At 75.1% G+C, this 14,396-nt stretch carries 11 protein-coding genes and 2 pseudogenes; 1 reads left to right on the top strand and 12 read right to left on the bottom strand.

Features of this window, described 5'->3' with window-relative positions; translation table 11 throughout:
* Positions 1–92 precede the first annotated feature (92 nt).
* From ACFU7Z_RS23075 to ACFU7Z_RS23065, 3 genes are all read right to left on the bottom strand, one after another.
* The gene (locus tag ACFU7Z_RS23075) at positions 93–704 is read right to left on the bottom strand and encodes a hypothetical protein (protein WP_049650655.1); all 612 of its coding nucleotides are present in this window, start codon (positions 702–704) and stop codon (positions 93–95) included.
* Positions 705–866: 162 nt separating this feature from the next.
* A complete protein-coding gene (locus ACFU7Z_RS23070) occupies positions 867–1,643 on the bottom strand; it encodes a VOC family protein (RefSeq protein ID WP_380779322.1) in 777 nt (258 codons plus the stop codon).
* A 121-nt stretch (positions 1,644–1,764) separates the two neighbouring features.
* Positions 1,765–2,406 carry an alpha-ketoglutarate-dependent dioxygenase AlkB gene (locus ACFU7Z_RS23065; RefSeq protein ID WP_380779320.1) on the bottom strand — a complete coding sequence of 214 codons (642 nt, stop codon included), beginning with the start codon at positions 2,404–2,406 and terminating at the stop codon, positions 1,765–1,767.
* A 175-nt stretch (positions 2,407–2,581) separates the two neighbouring features.
* Here ACFU7Z_RS23065 and ACFU7Z_RS23060 point away from each other — a divergent pair, with 175 nt between their 5' ends.
* On the top strand, positions 2,582–3,100 hold the full coding sequence (locus ACFU7Z_RS23060; RefSeq protein WP_074004506.1) for a universal stress protein: 519 nt from the start codon (positions 2,582–2,584) through the stop codon (positions 3,098–3,100).
* Positions 3,101–3,107: 7 nt separating this feature from the next.
* On the opposite strand, the gene ACFU7Z_RS23055 is transcribed toward ACFU7Z_RS23060, so the two are convergent.
* The 9 genes and pseudogenes from ACFU7Z_RS23055 to ACFU7Z_RS23015 all read right to left on the bottom strand — a co-directional run.
* Positions 3,108–4,733 (bottom strand): amidohydrolase, encoded by a 1,626-nt coding sequence (locus ACFU7Z_RS23055; protein ID WP_380779319.1) that lies wholly within the window; start codon positions 4,731–4,733, stop codon positions 3,108–3,110.
* Entirely contained in the window at positions 4,730–5,590 is an 861-nt protein-coding gene (locus ACFU7Z_RS23050) for a PaaX family transcriptional regulator C-terminal domain-containing protein (RefSeq protein WP_380779318.1), read from the bottom strand. Before ACFU7Z_RS23050 ends, ACFU7Z_RS23055 begins: the two co-directional genes overlap by 4 nt.
* Positions 5,591–5,746: 156 nt before the next feature.
* Positions 5,747–6,499, bottom strand: coding sequence for an Asp/Glu racemase (locus ACFU7Z_RS23045; protein WP_049650649.1), 753 nt, complete (start codon positions 6,497–6,499; stop codon positions 5,747–5,749).
* A 31-nt stretch (positions 6,500–6,530) separates the two neighbouring features.
* Entirely contained in the window at positions 6,531–7,445 is a 915-nt protein-coding gene (locus ACFU7Z_RS23040; RefSeq protein WP_380779316.1) for a fumarylacetoacetate hydrolase family protein, read from the bottom strand.
* Positions 7,446–7,462: 17 nt separating this feature from the next.
* The gene (locus ACFU7Z_RS23035) at positions 7,463–8,653 is read right to left on the bottom strand and encodes a cupin domain-containing protein (RefSeq protein ID WP_380779314.1); all 1,191 of its coding nucleotides are present in this window, start codon (positions 8,651–8,653) and stop codon (positions 7,463–7,465) included.
* On the bottom strand, positions 8,650–9,621 hold the full coding sequence (locus ACFU7Z_RS23030; RefSeq protein ID WP_380779312.1) for a carbon-nitrogen hydrolase family protein: 972 nt from the start codon (positions 9,619–9,621) through the stop codon (positions 8,650–8,652). The genes ACFU7Z_RS23035 and ACFU7Z_RS23030 overlap by 4 nt, the downstream gene beginning before the upstream one ends.
* A 68-nt stretch (positions 9,622–9,689) precedes the next feature.
* Complete coding sequence (locus ACFU7Z_RS23025) at positions 9,690–12,080, bottom strand: FAD-dependent monooxygenase (RefSeq protein WP_380779310.1); 2,391 nt, start codon at positions 12,078–12,080, stop codon at positions 9,690–9,692.
* Positions 12,077–12,421: pseudogene (locus ACFU7Z_RS23020) on the bottom strand (acyl-CoA thioesterase); the annotation flags it as partial. The pseudogene ACFU7Z_RS23020 and the gene ACFU7Z_RS23025, both read right to left, overlap by 4 nt.
* An 84-nt stretch (positions 12,422–12,505) precedes the next feature.
* A pseudogene (locus tag ACFU7Z_RS23015) lies at positions 12,506–14,104 on the bottom strand (AMP-binding protein); the annotation flags it as partial.
* Between the last annotated feature and the right edge of the window lie 292 nt (positions 14,105–14,396).

Genomic DNA, 14,396 nt, shown 5'->3' with positions numbered 1-14,396 from the left:
GTATAAGAGACAGGGCCGGGAGTCCCGTCGTCGTGCGGGACTCCCGGCCGTACGTGAGGGTGGGCGCTCCGGGCGTGGGCGCCGGCACCGGCTCAGGAGACGAAGCCGACGATGTCGGTGCCCTTCCGGCTCCGTGCGATCCGCAGCCAGCCGACGACCTCCGCGACGGCCTCGGCCACCTCGCGCTCCGGCACCGGGGCGCGGCCCTCGCGCCCGGCCCGGTCGAACCGGTCCAGCGCCTGCCCGCAGTCCCCGGCCGACCAGGTGCCGCAGGACGGCACCGCGCAGAAGGGCAGTCCGGTGGGAAGGCCGCCGCCGTACTGGAAGTCCGCGACCGAGACGGCGGTGATCCCGTACGCCTTCAGACCGTCGTCGACGACCTCCAGCCAGTTGCCCCGGAACGGGCCGAAGGAGTCGACCTCCAGGGGTTGCCCGACCAGCCAGCACAGCCGCCGGTACGCGTAGCCGTACTGGAAGGCGTGGTCCTCGTTCCCGGAGAAGGGCCCGCCGTGCACCACGGCGCGCAGCGCCTCCAGGGCGGTCGGGGCGCCCTGCGCGATCTCGTCGGCGAAGTGTTCGTCGGACCTGTCCAGGGACGGGCCGAAGTACGCGAGGGCCTCGTCGACCGCTCCGTCGTCGCCGCTGCCGACGCGGGCACGGAGCTCCGCGGGGTCGACCAGGTACGCGCGCAGGAAGGAACTCATATCAGCACGGTAGCGGGCGCAACGGACAGCCGGGTCGGCGGGTCCGGCCGCCCTCGGGCGGTGGGGTCGTACTGAATCTTCTTGCCGTAGAGGCAAGTTGACGGGGCGGCAGCGGCCTCGCCGGCTCCCCGGGTGAAGCGCGGGAGCGTCGGCGGCCCGGGCTCAGGCCGCGGCCGCGGAGTCGCGGGCGGGGACGGCGACCAGCACGAACTCCGCGCCGGCGTCGTCCCGGACCAGCGCGGTGCGGCCGAACGGCCCCGGCGCCGGACCGGTGACGACGGCGCCGCCGAGGGCGCGCAGCCGGTCGGCCGCGCGGTCGGTGTCCTCGGTCGCGAAGTGGACCAGCCAGCGTGCGCCTCCCTCCGGACCGGCGCCAAGGCCCGAGGGGTCGGAGGGGCCGATGCTGCACGCGGGCCGACTGGCCACCCGGGCGAGGGTGTGGCCAGCCCGCGGCCGGTCGTAGCTGTAGCCGACGACCCGGCGGTAGAAGGCCCGCGCGGCGTCGGGGTCGGTGGAGAGGTGCTCGTTCCAGGCGAACGCGCCGGGCTCGTCGACCAGGCCGGCGCCGTCGATGGTGCCGGCCCGCCACAGCCCGAAGCGGGCACCGAGCGGGTCGACGGCGAGCGCGGCGCGGCCCTGCTCGGGCACCTCGTACGGTTCGCGGGCGAGGCGGCCGCCGGCGGCCCGGACGGCGGCGGCGGTGCGCAGCGGGTCGGGGCAGGCGAGGAAGGTGGTCCAGGCGGGCGGGTCGCTCGGCCGGGCCCGTTCGACGGCCGCGACCTGGGCGCCGTACCGGGTGGCCACCGCCTCGGCGGGGCCGGTCGGGACGAACTCCCAGTCGAACAGCGCGCCGTAGAAGGCCTGCGCCCGTGCGGTGTCCGGCGTCGTGAGCACGACCCAGCACGGGACCCCGGGGCGGTAGTTGCCCGGCTTCGGCATGCGGTCCTCCTGGCGGGCCCGGTGTCCGGCGCCCGGCGTCCGGTGCCCGGAGCAACGGCCCCACCCGTCAGCCTCCGCGCCCGGCGGGTGCGCGGCAAGCGGGCGTCCCCGACGACGATGCCTAGGACACCCCGTGCGGCCGGAACTGGACGCTGATCCGCGGGCCCACCGGGCGGGCCGTCTTGGGGACCGCGTGCTCCCAGGTGCGCTGGCAGGAGCCGCCCATCACCACCAGGTCCCCGTGGCCGAGCGGGTGGCGGACGACGGTCGTGCCGCCGGACCGGGGCCGCAGCGCCAGGGTGCGCGGCTCGCCGACGGAGAGGATCGCCACCATGGTGTCCTCGCGGGCGCCGCGCCCGATCCGGTCGCCGTGCCAGGCCACGCTGTCCCGGCCGTCCCGGTAGTAGCAGAGTCCGAGGGTGCGGAACGGCTCGCCCAGCTCCCGGGCGTAGTGGTCGCTCAGGGCGGCCCGGGCCAGGCCGAGCGCCGGGTGCGGCGGTTCGGCGTGCGCCGGGTAGGAGGCCAGCAGGCGCGGGACGTCGACCGTCCGCTCGTACATCTCGCGGCGTTCGGCGCGCCAGGGCACGGTGGCGGCCAGCTGTTCGAACAGCTCGTCGGCCCCGTGCAACCAGCCCGGGAGCAGGTCCAGCCAGGCGCCGTCGCCGAGCGGCTGCCGTCGCAGGCCGTCGAGCGGGCCGAGGCGGACGCCGCCGCGGTCGGTGTCGTCGAACAGCGAGGGCTGGAGGTGGACGGTGCCGTGCATGGGGTCAGCGTACGCCCTTGTTCGAACAGGTGCTCGAATATTGCGCCCAGGGCATGGGTATACCGAGCGATGCACGGTGATATTCAGTTAATGCCTTCGATTTGCAGGCCAAATCGGGAGTGTGGCAACCTAATCGCAGACATTGAAGAGTTTTGACATCGGAAAGCGAAGGATCATGTCGGACGGCGCCCGCGTCATCGTCGGAGTCAGCGGCTCCCTGCACAGCCTGACCGCCCTGCACCGGGCGGCCGAGGAGGCCCGGGTCCGGCAGGCGGTGCTGGTGCCGGTGCTGGCCTGGACGCCGGTCGGCGGCGAGCGCAACTACCGGGCCCGGCCGTGCCCGCCGCTGCTGCGCGCCTGGCAGGAACTCGCCGAGGCGCGGATGGCGAGCGCGCTGGAGCAGGCCTTCGGCGGTCTGCCGATCGGCGTGCCGGTGCGGCCGCTGGTCGTGCGCGGCGATGCCGCCACGGTGCTGACCGGGCTCGCCGACCGTCCGGGCGACCTGCTGGTGGTCAGCACCGGCGAGCAGGGCGGCCTGCGGGTCAGGCTGCGCGGGCTGACGCGCCGCTCGGTCACCCGGCAGTGCCTGGCCCGGGCCCGGTGCGGGGTGCTCGCCGTTCCGCCGTCCACGCTGCACGAGGACCTGCGCGCGCTGCACCGCGGCATCGACCTGCGGGAGCTCGCGGCGGCCTGACGATCCATCAACTCCGGTGCGTGGTGCGGCCGTCGACCACCGTGCGGGTGGGGCGAAGGTCGCGCAGCGCGTCCACCGGGCAGTCCAGCGGATCGACCGGCCACACCGTGAGGTCGGCGAACGCCCCCGGCCGCAGGCTGCCGCGCGCCGCGCTCTCGCCGGTCAGCCGGGCCGCGTTCACGGTGTGCAGGGCGACCGCCTCGGCCCGGCCGATCGCGTGCTCCGGGCCGACCACCCCGGCCGTGGTGCCCCGGGTGGTCATGCCCCAGACCGACACCATCGCGCCGTACGGGCCGACCGGGAAGTCCGAGCCCCCGGTGATCAGCGCGCCCTCGTCCAGCCACTCGCGCAGCGGGAAGAGCGCGGCGGTGCGCTCCTCGCCCCAGGCCCGCTGCTGGGTGGGCGCGCCGTCGTGCAGCAGCGGGTGCTGGACCGTCACCGGGATGCCGAGGGCGATCGCCCGGGCCCGCTGTTCGGGGCGGGCCAGGCCGCCGTGCTCGACCACCAGGGTGCCGGGCGGTAGGCCGGGGCGGCGCGCGGCCACCTGCTCGAAGACGTCCAGCAGCACCCGCAGCCCGCGGTCGCCCCAGGCGTGCACGCCGACCCGCCAGCCCCGCCCGACCACCCGGTCCACCGCCGCGAGCAGCTCGGCCGGCTCCCAGAGCAGCCGGCCGTGGTAGCACGGCTGCCCCCGGTAGGGCTCCTCCACGGCGCCCGCCTCGAAACCGCCGTCGATGCCGAACTTGACGCCCCACAGGCTCAGTCGGCCGTCGTCCCGGCCGGCGGAGCGCCAGGCGTCCATCCGCTCCAGCAGCGCGTCCACCTGCTCCGGCGTGCGGGCGGCGAAGCCGGAGACCAGCGCCCGGACCCGGACGGCCAGGGCGCCCCCGGCCCGCGCGGCGTCCAGCACCTCCAGGTCCTCGACCGGGACCAGGCAGTCGCGGACGGTGCCGATGCCGGTGGCGGCGAAGTCGGCGGAGGCGGCGCGCAGGCCCTCGATCCGCTCCGCGAGGGTGGGGCGCGGCAGCACCCGTTCGACCGGCTCGACCGCCCGGTCGACCAGCCGGCCGGTGAGCCGCCCGTGCCCGTCGCGCTCGATCACGCCGCCGTGCGGTGCCTCGGTGGCCTCGGTGATCCCGGCCAGCCGCAGCGCGGCCGAGTTGAGCACCATGTTGTACGCGCCGCGGCGCACCAGCACCGGGTGGTCCGCGGTGGCCGCGTCCAACTCCCCGGTGGTGGGCATCCGTTGCTCGGCCAGCAGCACCTCCTGCCAGTTGACCGTGGTCTGGATCCACTCCCCGGCGGGGGTGCGGGCGGCGCGCTCGCGGATCAGGGCGAGGAACCCGGCCAGGTCGTGGGCCCGGTGGACGGGCACGCCGTGGACGCTGTGCCCGGCCATGACCAGATGGGTGTGGGTGTCGTCGAAGGCGGGCAGCACCGTCGAGCCCGGGGCGTCCACCACCTCGGTGGCCGGGCCGACCAGGGCGTCCAGGCCGTCGGGCGCGGGGGACAGGGCGGTGATCCGGCCGCCGGTGACGGCGACCGCCCGGCGGGGCGGCTCGCCGGGCACCAGGGTGTGCACGGCGGCGGCCCGGATCAGCAGGTCGGCGGGGACGGGGGCGGGGTCGGTCATTGCGGCTCCTGGATCGCCGGACGCACCGGGGGGCGGGACAGCCCGGTGACCTTCTCGACGTACCGAAGACTGGGCTCGGCGAGCAGTCCGTGCAACTCGGTGAACACCGCGCGGGCCGGCACCGCGTTCCAGCCGGCGGGCAGCAGCTGCGCGGGCAGCCCCGGGTCCAGGTACGGCAGGCGGCGCCACTGGGTGAGCATCGGCACGTAGGCGCGGAACGCCTCGGCCGGGTCGACCGGCGACCGGTCGCGCCGCTTCTCGGCGGCCGGGTGCCAGGCGTCGGCGAAGGCCGCGTACTGCGCCTCGATCGCCGGGAGGTCCCACCAACTCGCCACCGCAGTCCGGAGATCGGCGAAGCCGGCGTACTCGGCGGAGAGGAACAGGTGGACGTAGGCGCTCAGCCCGAGCCGGTCCAGCAGCCGGCGGGCGTCCGGCAGCAGCCGGGCGGGCGCCAGCCAGACCCCCGGGGCGGCGTTGCCGAAGCCGAGCCAGCTCAGCCGGGAGCGCAGCTGGTGGCGGTGGGCGCGGGCGGACTCGGGCACCGAGAAGACCGCCACCACCCAGCCGTCGGCGAGCGCGGCGGGCTCCAGGCTGTGGAAGATCCGCCGGTCGCCCTCCTCGAAGACCGGCTCCACCGCCGGGGCGAGCCGGTAGCCGGTTCCGCCGCGGCGCTCCTGGAGCAGGGTGCCGGCCTTCTTCAGCCGGGACGTCGCCGAGCGGACGGCCGGGCCGTCGACGTCCAGCTCGGCCAGCAGGGCGATCAGGTCGGCGATGGATATCCAGCCGCCGAGGCGGCGGACGAACTCGCCGTAGACGGTGTTGATCAGGGAGCTCGGCCGGGGTGCGTTCTCGGACATGCGCGGGCCCTCCTCCCCGGCGACTGGTGGCGATCATAACGAGGGTGCGGGACATCGGAAGGGTCTTGCCGATCTTTGCCGGATGCGCCGATCCGGCGGGAAGCGCACGGAACACCTGCTACGGGTGACGCCTCCTGCGCGTACCGCTACCGCCCGCTACGCGTAGGCGCCGGAGAGCAGGGTCCCGGCCCCGGGGGCGAAGGCGGGCAGGCCGAGGGCCCGCAGCAGCTGGTGGGTGGTGCAGACGGCGGCCGAGACCACGGGCTTGCCGAGCTGCTGCTCGGCCTCCTCGACGGCGGACAGCGAGGGCAGCTGTACGCAGGCCGAGAGCACCACGGCGTCCGCCCCGGCGTGGGCGAGCCCGCGGGCGATCGCGGGCAGCCGGGCCGGGTCGTGGGCGGCCACGTCGAGGTTGTCGGCGATCTCCAGGGCGGCGTGGTCGAGCACCTCGATGCCCTCCGCGGCGAGGTACTCGACCACCGTCCGGGCCAGCGGCCGCAGGTACGGGGTGACCATCGCGACCTTGGCGGCCCCGAGTTCGTGCAGCCCGGCGACCAGGGCGCCGGCGCTGGTGACCACGGGCGCGGGGGCGCCGTTCTGGATGGTGCGCAGGTGCAGCCGCCGCTCGGCCTCGCGGTGGTAGCCGTGGCCGGTGGCCATCACCGCGACCAGGCAGGCGTAGCCGAGCACGTCCACCCGGGCGTCCGAGAGCTCGGCGGCGCAGCGGTCGGACTCGGCGTCCATGGCGCGCAGTTGCTCGGGGGTGACCCTGGTCATCCGCATCCGGCTGGAGTGGAAGGTGAACCGCTCGGGGGCGACCGCCTCGCGGGCCCGCAGCAGGGCGGGGACCTCGGTCTCCATGGTGACGTTGGAACTCGGGACGATCTGGCCGATCCGGTAGGTGGTCATCGGGCGGACGGTCCTTTCCGGTCGGGGCTGGTCAGCGGGCGTCGACCACGGGGTTGGCGAGCGTGCCGATCCGCTCGATGGTGGCCTCGACGAGGTCGCCGGGCTGGAGGAATCGCGGGGGCACCATCCCGGCGCCGACGCCGGAGGGGGAGCCGGTGGCGATCACGTCGCCCGGTTCCAGGGTGACGCCGGAGGAGATGTCGGCGATCAGCCGGGCGACGCCGAACAGCATGTGGCGGGTGTTGGAGTCCTGCCGCGGCTCGCCGTTGACCTTCAGCGAGAGGTCGAGCCGCTGCGGGTCGGGGATCTCGTCGGCGGTCACCACGACCGGGCCGAAGGGGGCGTAGCCGTCCTGGCCCTTGGAGAAGAACCACTGGCCGGAGCGGCGCTGGTCGCGGGCGCTGATGTCGTTGACGATGCTGTAGCCGAACACGTGCCGCAGCGCGTCCGCCTCGGCCACCCGGAAGGCGGGCGCGCCGATCACCACGGCGAGTTCGCACTCCCAGTCGAGCTGCTTGGTGAGGTCGGCGTTGTGCGGGATGGGCCCGCCCGGGCCGGTGACGGCGGTCGAGGGCTTGCCGAACAGCACCGGGCGGTCGGGGAGTTCGCGGTCGGTGTCCAGGGTGCGGTGCGACTCGGCCACGTGCTCCACGTAGTTGAGGCCGACGCCGACGATCTTGCCGGGGCGCAGCGGCGCGCACAGCGAGACCTCGGCGAGCGGCCTGGTGGCCGGGGAGCCGGCGAGCAGCTCGCGGACGACGGCCAGGGCCGGTTCCCCGGCGCGGATCAACCCGAGGAGGTCGGGCGGGAGTCGAACACCGGCGGCGGAGGCCAGGGCGGTCAGGTCGGCGACCCGGTCGCCGTCGAGCCGGGCGCCGAGGCGCGGGGCGGCTGCGGCTTCGGCGGTGGCAGCGAGGTCGGCGATTCGGAAGGTCAACAGGTGCATGGCGGTGGGGCTCCTGGTCAGGCGGTGGTGGTGGGCTGCTGCCCGTCCGGGTGGGCCTCTTCGCGGTGGAGGCCGAGCGAGTGCATCACCGGGAAGTCGTTGAAGGAGAACAGGCAGGCGTCCTCGCCCTGGTCGAGGTTCGCGTGCTCGTGCCAGGCCCAGGACGGGACGACGAAGACGTCCCCCCGCTGCCACTCGAAGCGGTGGCCGGCGATCACCGAGACGCCCCGCCCCTTGGCCGCGGTGTACACCACCGAGCCGGTGTGCCGGTGGGCGCGGGTGGCCTGGCCCGGTCGCAGCAGTTGCAGGTGGGCGGACATGGTCGGCATCACCGGGCCGCCGGTGACCGGGTTGGTGTACTCCATGACCACGCCGTCGAAGGGCGATCCCTCGGTGGCGCGGGCGAGTCGGCAGAGCGCGTGGTAGCTGGGCTCCCAGGGCCAGCCGAACAGCGGCGAGTAGGGGCGGGTCCACTTCTCGACGCCGTACGGCAGCAGGTTGCCGCCGTAGCTGAGCAGCGAGGAGTCGGTGACCGGCCCGGGCCGCTGGTACAGCTCCGGGTGGACCTCGTAGAAGTTGGCGTCGAGGGTGTTGACCAGCGGGATGTCCAGGCCGTCCTGCCAGATCACCGGGGCGTCGTCGGCCTCGTTGCCGTGCTCGTGCCAGGTGTTGTTCGGGGTGATCGCGAAGTCGCGCGGGCCGACCTTGAGCTTCTGCCCGTCCACGACGGTCCAGGCGCCGGTGCCCTCGTGGACGAAGCGCAGTGCGGAGGCCTGGTGGCGGTGCGCCGTCATCGCCTCGCCGGGGCCCATGATCTGCAGCCCGGTGTACAACAGGCCTACGGCGGCGCTCAGTTCGCGGCGGCCGGGGTTCACCAGCATCACCACCCGGCGCCCGGCGTCGTCGGCCTTCACCAGGGGCAGGGCCTTGTGCACCAGTGGGCGGAGGTCGGCGTAGCGCCAGAGCACGGGGACGGACCTCGGCTGCGGGTACCAGGGCTCGATCTCGTTGGCGACCGTCCACAGGGCGCCGGCCTGGTACTTGGCCAACTCCTCGTAGTAGGCGAGCAGTTCCGGGCTCTCGGTGACCCTGGCCCGGCCGATCCGGTCGTCGTCGTGACCGTCGTGACCGTCGTGACCGTCGTGACCGGCATGGCTTCCGCGACCGTCGTGACCGTCGTGACCGGGGGTGCGTTCGGGGCTGGTCATGCCTCCTCCTCGGGGAACACCAGCGGCCGCAGCGGGCGGTTGTCCACGTGCAGCCGGAAGACGTCGAAGCGGTTGTAGTGGCCGACGATGTCGTGCATCTGCCGGGGCTGGACGCAGCGGCCGAGGTCGATCTCGGCGTAGACGATGCCCTCCTCGTCCACCAGCGGTTCGGTGACGGCGCGGCCGTCCGGGCCGAAGATCCCGGACAGGGCGCTGTGCGGGCGGGCGAGCTGCTTGCGGAGCCGCGGGTCGTCCCCGGCGATCAGGTCCACGATCTCGGGGGAGACGGTGGAGCAGGAGACGACCGAGAACACCTTGCCCTCGAAGCAGTGCGCGGCGGTGCGCAGGGCGATGGAGTCCGCCATGTCGTAGTCCTCGGGGCCCACCGGCAGCGCGATGTAGCAGGCGGCGTGGACGAGTTCGCCCTGGGCCAGCAGCGTGAAGCGGGCCAGCGGGTTGGTGTTCTCGCCGCAGGCCAGCGCGCCGAGCGGGCCGACGGCGGTGGGGTGCACCGTGAGGGTGCTGCCGTCGCCCTGCCCCCAGGTCAGCTTCTCGGCCCAGGTCGGCACCAGCTTGCGGTGCACGCCGAGCAGTTCGCCGTCCGCGCCGATGATCAGCAGGGTGTTGTACAGCGGTCCGAGGCCGGGCCGGCCGCGTTCGTTGACCCCGATCACCAGCACCACGCCGGCCTGCCGGGCGGCGGCCCGCAGGGTGTCGACGTACGGGCCGGGGACGTCCACGGCGGACCGGTACAGCCGGTCGTACCAGGGCGAGCCCTGCACCGGGTTCATCGTCCAGTTCCAGTACGGGTAGCCGGGCACGAAGACCTCGGGGAAGACCACCAGTTCGGCGCCGTGCCCGGCCGCCTCGTGGATCAGCGCGACGGCCTTGTCGACGGTGGCGGCCGGGTCCAGGTAGACCGGGGCGGCCTGGACGGCGGCGGCGGTGAAGCGGGGCAGGTCGGGCATGGTTCCTCGTCCCTCCTCGGGGGCTGCGGTGGGGAACGCGACGGCTTCTCGAGGGGCTCGGGGGCCGCTCACGGAAGGTCCGGTGACCAGCGGCGGTGGACGGGCGGGGGCGGCTCGCGCAGCAGGTGCAGGCGCGGGGCGACCCGGTCGGCGTTCGGCCCGGGCGGCCTCCGGCTGCCGGCCCGCCAGGGTTCGGGCCAGCGGGCGCCCGGCCCGGTGTGGTTCCGCTCGGCGGCGGCGTGCAGCGTCCAGAGCGGGTCGTACAGGTGGGCGCGGCCGACCGCGACCAGGTCGGCCCGGCCGGCCAGCAGGACGGAGTCCGCGTCGTCGAACCCGGAGATGGCGCCGACCGCGATGGTCGGCAGGCCGGTGGCGGCGCGGACCAGTTCGGCGAACGGCGTCTGGTAGCCGCGCCCGTACGGCGGCCGCTGGTGCGCCACCACCTCGCCGGTGGAGACGTCCAGCGCGTCCGCCCCGGCCCCGGCGAGCGCGCGGCCGATCGCCACGGCCTCCTCCTCGGTGGTGCCGCCGGGCGCCCAGTCGCAAGCCGAGATCCGCACCAGCAGCGGCCGCCCGGCCGGCCAGACGGCGCGCACCGCCGTCAGCACCTCCAGTGGCAGCCGCAGCCGGTGGGCGAGCGGACCGCCGTAGCGGTCGGTGCGGCGGTTGGTGAGCGGGGAGAGGAAGGAGGAGAGCAGGTGGCCGTGGCCGAACTGGAGCTCCAGCACGTCGAAGCCGGCCCGGGCGGCCCGCTCGGCGGCGGCCGCGAAGTCCGCGGTGACGGCGGTCAGTTGGATGTCGTTCGCCTCGTGCGGCACCGGGCTGCCGGTGTCCCAGGGGAGGGCCGAGGGGGCGATCAGCGGCCAGCCCTCGGCGAGCGGGCGCCCGACGCCGTCCGGTCCGGGGACGGCGGTCGCGCCCCGGCGGCCGGCGTGGGTGAGCTGGATGCCGAGCGGGGTGTCGCTCACCGCCCGTACGGCGTCGACGAGTCGGCGCCAGGCGGCCTCCTGGTGGTCGGCCCACAGGCCCGGGCAGCGGTCGGTGGCCCGGCCCTCGGGGCTGACCGCGGTCATCCCGGCGATCACCAGCCCCGCGCCGCCGAGCGCGTGGCCGGTCAGTTGGGCGCGGTCGAAGCCGCTGGGCAGCGCGTCGGGAGAGGTGAAGGTGGCGAGCGGGGGCACCACGACGCGGTTGCGCAGTTCCAGCGCGCCCAGTTTCAGCGGCCGGAACATCGGCGGCACCCCGGGCGAGCCGCCGAAGGCGGTGTCCACGGCGTCCACGAAGGCGGGGTCGCGGGCCCGCAGGTTGCCGTAGGTGACCCGCCGGCTGCGGGTGAGCAGGTTGAAGGCGAACCGGTCGATCCCCTGCCCGGTGCGCCGCCCGATGGTCTCGAACCATTCCAGGCTGGCCTGCGCAGCGCGCTGGGTGGACTCCACCACCGGGCGCCGCTCGGCCTCGTACCCGGCCAACGCCGCGTCCAGGGTGGGCTGTTCGCTCAGCGCGGCGGCCAGGGCGAGGGCGTCCTCCAGGGCGAGCTTGGTGCCGGAGCCGATCGAGAAGTGCGCGGAGTGCGCGGCGTCGCCGAGCAGGACCACGTTGCGGTGGCGCCAGCTCGCGTTCCGGACCGTGGTGAAGCGGATCCAGCGGGAGGCGTTGGGGATCAGCCGGTGGCCGTCCAGGTGCCCGGCGAGCAGCTCGGCGCAGCGCCGCACGCTCGCCAGGTCGCTCTCGCCGCGCGCCGACTCCCGTGCGGCGAAGGCCTCGAAGCCGGCGCGGTGCCAGGCGTCCGCGGCCGCCTCGACGATGAAGGTCGAGCGGGTGGCGCTGTACGGGTAGGCGTGCACCTGGAGGACGCCGAAGTCGTACCGCTCGACGATGAAGGTGAAGGCCTCGAAGACCTTGTCGGTGGCGAGCCACATGTAGCGGCAGTGGCGGTCGTCCAGGTCGGGGCGGAAGCTCTCGGGGTGGGCGGCCCGGGTGCCGGAGCGGATTCCGTCGGCGGCCACCACCAGGTCGTACTCGGCGGCCAGTCGGTCGACGGGCGGGGCCGGGGTGCGGTAGCGCACGTCCACCGCCAGCTCGGCGCAGCGCTGTCGGAGGACGGCGCGCAGCCGGTTGCGGTCCAGGGCGGCGAAGCCGTGGCCGCCGCTGGTGCGGACCTCGCCCGCGTAGCGGATGTCGATGTCGCTCCAGCGGGCGAACTCGGCGCTGATCGCGGCGAAGACGAGCGGGTCGGCCCGGGCGATGCCGTCCAGGGTCTCGTCGGAGAAGACCACGCCGAAGCCGAACTCGTCGTCCCGGCCGTCCCGTTCGAAGACGGTGATGTCCCGGTCGGGTGCCAGCTGCTTGGCCAGGGCGGCGAAGTAGAGCCCGCCGGGGCCGGCGCCGATCACCGCGATCCGGCGCACCGCCCGCGGAGCCGCGTCCGGTCGGCCCGCGCGGTCCGGTGCCGTGCTCATGCGAGCACCTCGGGCCGCTGCGGCCCCGCCTCGGCCAGCGTGCGGCGGACCTGCGCGGGCCACGGCTGGGAGCCCCCGTCCTGCGGCGCGGCGTGCACCACCGACATCCGCCCGCTCGCGGCCAGTCCGTGCGGGCCGTGCACCTCGAAGGCGTAGTGCAGGGAGGAGCCGCCGACCCGGACCACCCGCAGTTCGGTGCGGACGAGGTCGCCGAACCAGAGCCGCTCGCGGTAGTCGGCCTCGAAGTGCACCCGGGGTATCCGCCCGAACAGCTCGGCGAGCCCGAGCCGGCGCAGCAGGGCCGCCTCCGCCGCCTCGGCCCAGCGCTGCACGGCGGAGAAGTGGTAGTGCCCGGCGGCGTCGGTGTCGGACCACTCCACCCGGCGCTCGACGGTGACGCTGGCCGGGGTCAGCGCGGCCCGTCGGCGCAGCTCGGCGCGGTGCAGCTTGCCGGTCGCGGTGCGCGGCAGCTCGGGCACGAACTCGACCGCCCGCGGGTACTTGTAGGGCGCGATGGCGCGCTTGACGTGCTCTTGGAGCGCGCGGGCCGTCTCCGGCCTGGCCGGTACGCCCGCGCGCAGCACCACGTACGCCTTGACCACCGCGCCGCGCCGCTCGTCCGGCGCGCCGACCACCGCGCAGTCGGCCACGTCGGGGTGGGCGGCGAGCGCCTGTTCCACCTCGGGCCCGGCGATGTTGTAGCCGGAGGAGACGATCATGTCGTCGTTGCGGGCCCGGAACCAGAAGTAGCCGTCGCGGTCCCGGACGTAGGTGTCACCGGTGAGGTTCCAGCCGCCGCGGACGTAGTCCAGCTGGCGCTCGTCGTCCAGGTAGCGGCAGCCGGTCGGGCCCTTGACGGCGAGCATCCCGGGCTCGCCGTCCGGCACCGGGCGGCCCTGCCCGTCCAGGACCGCGGCCCGGAAGCCGGGGACGGGCCGGCCGGTGGAGCCGGGGCGGATGTCCCGGCCGGCGGCCGAGACGAACACGTGCAGCAGCTCGGTGGCGCCGATGCCGTCGATCAGCCGCTGTCCGGTGGCCGTGTGGAAGGCCTGCCAGACGGCGGCGGGCAGCGGCTCGCCCGCCGAGACGCAGTGCCGCACCCCGGCCAGCCGGTCGGCCAGCCCGGCGGCCAGGATCGCCCGGTAGGCGGTCGGCGCGGTGAACAGGACGCTCACCCGGTGCCGGCGGACCTGTTCGGCGAGCTGCTCGGGGGTGGCCTGCTCCAGCAGCAGGCCGGCGGCGCCCGCCCGCAGCGGGAAGACCAGCAGGCCGCCGAGGCCGAAGGTGAAGCCGAGCGGCGGGGTGCCGGTGAAGAGGTCCTCGGGGGTGGGGTGGAGCAGGTGGCGGGAGAAGGTGTCGGCGATGGCGAGCACGTCGCGGTGGAAGTGCAGGGTGGCCTTGGGGCGGCCGGTGGTGCCGGAGGTGAAGGCGATCAGCGCGACGTCGTCGGCGGCGGTCGGGACGGCGGGGAAGCCGGCGGGCTTGGCGGCGCAGCGGGCGGTGAGGTCCTCGGGGCCGGGGCCACCGTAGGGGAGAACCCGCAGCCCGGGAGTCCGGGCCCGGTCCAGCTCGTCCAGGAAGCGGTGGTCGCACAGGGCGAGGGCGGGCCGGGCGATGCCGGTGAGCTCGGTCAGCTCGGCGGCGCGCAGCAGTGGCATGGTGGTGACGGCCACCCCGCCGGCCTTCAGGACGCCGAGCCAACAGGCTGCCAGCCAGGGGGTGTTGGGGCCGCGCAGCAGGACCCGGTTACCGGGGACGAGGCCGAGGTCCTCGGTCAGCAGGCGGGCGATCCGGTCGGTGTGGCCGCGCAGTTCGCCGTAGGTCCAGCTCCCGGTGGGGGTGAGCAGGCAGCGGCGGTCCGGGCCGAGGCGTTCGATGGTGTCGTCGAGTAGGGCGGCGGCGCAGTTCAGGCGGTCGGGGTAGGCCAACTCCGGGAGTTCGAAGAGGAGTTCGGGCCACTGCTCGAAGGGCGGGAGGTGGTCTCGACAGAACGTGTCCACGTGCGCCGAGGGTGAGAGCTCCATGGGCGGGCACCTCGTTGTGCGAGCGGGGAGTGAGGCCCAGTATGGCGCTTCGGTGACGCCAGTCAAGAGAGCGATACACGCATTCGGGCGACGGCCCTGGTGGCGCTCCCCCCGGCGCCTCCGGTGCTCCCTGGCTCCTGGTCCCCGTTGTCGCCCGGCTCCCCGCCGGGCTCCCCGCTCGGGTCCGCGGTCCGGGACGGCCGGCAGCCGGCGGTCCCGGACCGCCTCGACAGGACCGGACCGTCAGCTGCTCGCGCCGTCCGCGGCGGCATCGGGCGTGCGGCCCACCTGC

The sequence above is a fragment of the Kitasatospora sp. NPDC057518 genome, from assembly GCF_042802075.1.
Classification (GTDB): Bacteria; Actinomycetota; Actinomycetes; order Streptomycetales; family Streptomycetaceae; genus Kitasatospora.
The sequence above is the reverse complement of the archived record's forward strand: the minus strand, read 5'-3'. Positions and strand labels throughout refer to the sequence as shown.